5 protein-coding genes and 1 pseudogene are annotated in these 3,736 nt (G+C 69.9%); 3 read left to right on the forward strand and 3 right to left on the reverse strand.

Annotated features, from left to right (window positions below; translation table 11 throughout):
- Window positions 1-99: 99 nt before the first annotated feature.
- The 3 genes from acpS to FV222_RS19840 form a co-directional block, all read right to left on the reverse strand.
- Complete coding sequence (gene acpS / locus FV222_RS19825; protein ID WP_147750491.1) at window positions 100-513, reverse strand: holo-ACP synthase; 414 nt, start codon at window positions 511-513, stop codon at window positions 100-102.
- Window positions 510-1,271 (reverse strand): pyridoxine 5'-phosphate synthase, encoded by a 762-nt coding sequence (locus tag FV222_RS19830; protein ID WP_147762647.1) that lies wholly within the window; start codon window positions 1,269-1,271, stop codon window positions 510-512. Before FV222_RS19830 ends, acpS begins: the two co-directional genes overlap by 4 nt.
- A gap of 235 nt (window positions 1,272-1,506) precedes the next feature.
- Complete coding sequence (locus FV222_RS19840; protein WP_147750489.1) at window positions 1,507-1,773, reverse strand: hypothetical protein; 267 nt, start codon at window positions 1,771-1,773, stop codon at window positions 1,507-1,509.
- 518 nt (window positions 1,774-2,291) lie between these two features.
- On the opposite strand from FV222_RS19840, the gene rpsF reads away from it, so the two are divergent.
- From rpsF to FV222_RS19855, 3 genes and pseudogenes are all read left to right on the forward strand, one after another.
- Complete coding sequence (rpsF, locus tag FV222_RS19845; RefSeq protein WP_147762646.1) at window positions 2,292-2,765, forward strand: 30S ribosomal protein S6; 474 nt, start codon at window positions 2,292-2,294, stop codon at window positions 2,763-2,765.
- A gap of 3 nt (window positions 2,766-2,768) precedes the next feature.
- Window positions 2,769-3,035, forward strand: a complete 267-nt coding sequence (gene rpsR, locus FV222_RS19850; protein ID WP_147725733.1) for a 30S ribosomal protein S18 — start codon at window positions 2,769-2,771, stop codon at window positions 3,033-3,035.
- A gap of 146 nt (window positions 3,036-3,181) precedes the next feature.
- Window positions 3,182-3,736: pseudogene (locus tag FV222_RS19855) on the forward strand (hypothetical protein); the annotation flags it as partial.

Below are 3,736 nucleotides of genomic sequence, written 5' to 3' on the forward strand. Positions count from 1 at the left end.
GCCCGCCGCGGGCGCCGCCCGCGGCGCCCCACCCGTGTCCGTTGCGTCGCGGCGGTCTAGACCAAGCCGGGTTCCCCCGCAACGCGCCGGGATCGCGCGTCAATCCCGTCCGGTGCCCTCCGGCACGGCCTCGATGATCACGAAAGCTTGTGCCATCGGCGGATCGTCGGTGAGCGTGACGTGGACCTTGGCCCCGTGGCCGGCCGGAAGCATCGCGGCGAGCCGCTCCTGGGCACCCCCGGTGAGGCGGAGGGTCGGCTGACCGCTGGGGAGGTTCACCACCTCCATGTCGCGCCAGAACACGCCGTTGGCGAGGCCGGTGCCGAGCGCCTTGGCGCAGGCCTCCTTGGCGGCGAAGCGCCGGGCGTAAGAGGGCGCGCGAGCGGCCTTGCGGTCGCACCGGGCGCGCTCGCCGTCGGTGAACACCCGGTGGGTGAAGCGCTCGCCGAAGCGCTCCAGCGAGCGCTCGATCCGGCGGATGTCGCAGAGGTCGGAACCGATCCCGAGGATCATTGGCCCCGGCCTCCGGCGCGGGCCTCATCCATCGCGGTGCGCATGTCGCGGATCGCCTGGGGCAGCCCGACGAAGATCGCGTCGGCGATGAGGGCGTGGCCGATGTTGAGCTCGCGGATCTGCGGGATCTGCGCGATCGGCCCGACGCTGCCGGTGGTGAGCCCGTGTCCGGCATGGATCTCGAGACCGAGACCCTGCCCGTGCGCGGCCGCGCGGACGATCCGGTCGTGCTCGTGCGCCGTGGCCGCCGCGTCTCCCGCGATCGCGGCCTCGCAGTAGCTGCCGGTGTGAAGCTCGACCACCGGCGCGCCCAGCGCGTGGGCCGCCTCCATCACGGCCGGGTCGGGCTCGACGAACAGCGAGACGCGGATGCCGGCCTCGGCCAGCGCCCGGATGCGGGGCGCCAGGTGCGCGCGCCCGCCGACGATGTCGAGGCCGCCCTCGGTGGTGCGCTCCTCGCGCTTCTCCGGGACGAGGCAGGCGGCGTGCGGCTTCAGCTTGAACGCCAGCGCCACCATCTCGTCGGTGGCGGCCATCTCGAAGTTGAGCGGCACCGTGAGCGTGCGGGCGAGCGCTTCCATGTCGGCGTCGCGGATGTGCCGCCGGTCCTCGCGCAGATGCGCGGTGATCCCGTCGGCACCGGCTTCCACCGCCAGATGCGCGGCCTTCACCGGATCGGGATAGGCCCCGCCGCGGGCGTTGCGGACGGTGGCGACGTGGTCGATGTTCACGCCGAGGCGGAGAGGCTGTGCCGACATGCGCCGACCTTTATCAGAGGGCTTCGGGTTGGACGCGTCGTCCATAGCCCAGATCGCGCCGCCGTGGCGCCTCGCCGGAGCGGAAAATCCGCCGCATCGCCGGGGCTTCGAAGGCGGATGCGCCCGCCGGCGGATCGTCGCGCCCTCCCTCGAAGGCGCCCTCGAACGCGAAAAGGCCGGGCGCGATACGCCCGGCCTTTCCGAAGATGCCGAAAGACTCGGCGGTATGCAGAGCTTAGCGAACCGGGTTGGCGCCGGCGTTGCCCGGAACCGTGCGGGTGCCGTCCTCGCGGGCGGCCGGCATCGTGGTGGCGGCGCCCGGAGCGGTGCCGGTGGTGGCCGGCATGTCGCCGCGCACGGTGCCGCCCTTCTCCATCGCCTTCTCGGAGTTGCTCTTCACGCTGCCGGGGTTGTTCATGTTGCCGGTGGCGGACTGCGCGAACGCTGCGCCCGACAGCGCGAGCACGAGAGCCGTGGCGGAGATGAGGGTCTTACGCATCAGATGTATCCTTTATTTGATCGATGTGGATCAGGAACGTTGCGCGACACCGATAGTTCGGAAGAATTTTTTCGCGGCGATGCCCGGCCACAGGGAACCGGGCCTAACGGTCTGTCACCATTTCGATTTTTGCGACTGATAAATCACTGTCGCCGTGCCGAAGCGCTTCGCGCGGCGCGATCGCTACCGGGCAGGCATCCGTGCGACCCGGCGGGTGCGCCTTCTCGATCCGGCCTTGCGGGCGGGCCTTGCGATTTTCGGCGAAACCGACTATCGGCCCCCTTCGCGTTCGCTCCGGCTGGGGGCTGAACGGACGGTGCCGTTCGCGGCACAGGCTTTCTTCGCGTCGCCTCGGGCGACATCCGAACGAGCCGTCGTCCCGTGTCTCCGCCTTCGATCAACCGCTCGGGCCCCTTAAACGGCTCGGAGGGCTTGGCGCCGGGCGATCTCGCGAACCGAACCGGCCCGGAACTCATCGTGCATCTGCATGTCCGGGCCTCATTCAAGCTGAAGGGCCCGTAATGCCTCTCTACGAGCACGTATTCCTGGCACGCCAGGACGTGACGTCCCAGCAGGTCGAGACGATGATCGAGACCTACAAGGGCGTCATCGAACAGAACGGCGGACGTTTCGAGAAGATCGAGATGTGGGGCGTCAAGTCCCTCGCCTACCGGATCAAGAAGAACCGCAAGGCGCACTTCACCTTGCTCAACATCGACGCCCCCCCGGCCGCCATGGCCGAGATGGAGCGCCAGATGCAGATCTCGGAAGACGTGCTCCGCTTCATGACCATCCGCGTGGAAGAGCTCGAGCACGAGCCGTCCGCGATGATGCAGAAGCGCGACCGCGACGACCGCAAGGATCGTGAGCGCGGCCGTCGTCGCGACGACGAGGGCTTCGGTGGTGGCGGCGGCGGCTTCGGCGGCGACCGCGACCGTGGGGATCGCGGCGATCGCGGCGACCGGCCCGAGCGCAACTTCGGCGGGGAGAACTAAGCCATGGCATTCGGTGCAAGTGCTGGTGGAGCCGCCGGCGGCGGTGGCCGTCGTCCGTTCTTCCGTCGTCGCAAGACCTGCCCCTTCTCCGGCGCCAACGCGCCGAAGATCGACTACAAGGACGTGAAGCTGCTGTCGCGTTACGTCTCGGAGCGCGGCAAGATCGTCCCGTCCCGCATCACCGCGGTCTCGGCCAAGAAGCAGCGCGAGCTCGCCCAGGCGATCAAGCGCTCGCGCTTCCTCGGCCTGCTCCCCTACGTCATCAAGTAGGCTTTTCGCGGAGGTCGCCGGTCCGGTCTTCGGAGCCGGCGGCCTCGATTCCCGGGCGGCGGACATCCCCGCCGCCCGATCGTTGGGGCGCTTCCTGCCTCTAACCCCGCCCGCATTTCGAGCGCGGCGGCGGGACAGCGGATTTCATGGTTCAGAACCTCGGCATCGGTATCGGCGCGGGCCTCGTCTCGGCACTCCTGTTCGGAATGCTGCTGAAGGCCACCCCGCTCGCGATCGTCCTCTACCTCCTGGCGCCCCTGCCGATCCTCATCGTGGGTCTCGGCTGGAATTCGCGCGCCGCGCTCGCGGCGGCCGCCTCCGGCAGCCTCGCGCTGGCGCTCGTCGTCTCCCCTTATCTCGGCCTGGGCTTTGCGGCCTACCTCGCGGTGCCGGCCTGGTGGCTGGCCTACCTCGCCCTGCTCGGCCGACCGAACGCCGACGGCACCCTCGAATGGTATCCGACCGGGCGCCTGCTCGGCTGGACCGGGGCGACGGCGGCGCTCGCCTTCATCGCCATCGCCGTGATGTCGGCGCCGAGCCACGAGGCGTTCGAGGGTCAGCTCAAGGGCTTGGCCGGAACGATCGTCCGTGCGCAAATGCGCGACCTGCCGAGCGCCCCGGCCAAACCCGGTACGGACAAGCCGGGCGCCGACACGGCCACCGCCGACAAGGCCGAAGCTGGCAAGCCCGGCGAGACCGCC

Origin of the sequence: Methylobacterium sp. WL103 (assembly GCF_008039885.1) — a bacterium.
In the GTDB taxonomy this organism is placed as follows: Bacteria; Pseudomonadota; Alphaproteobacteria; order Rhizobiales; family Beijerinckiaceae; genus Methylobacterium; species Methylobacterium cerastii.

Excerpts from the sequence above, each read along its gene's own strand:
- rpsF (WP_147762646.1), top strand. The coding sequence starts at position 2,292 with ATGCCTCTCTACGAGCACGTATTCCTGGCACGCCAGGACGTGACGTCC.
- rpsR (WP_147725733.1), top strand. The coding sequence starts at position 2,769 with ATGGCATTCGGTGCAAGTGCTGGTGGAGCCGCCGGCGGCGGTGGCCGT.
- acpS (WP_147750491.1), bottom strand. The coding sequence starts at position 513 with ATGATCCTCGGGATCGGTTCCGACCTCTGCGACATCCGCCGGATCGAG.
- FV222_RS19830 (WP_147762647.1), bottom strand. The coding sequence starts at position 1,271 with ATGTCGGCACAGCCTCTCCGCCTCGGCGTGAACATCGACCACGTCGCC.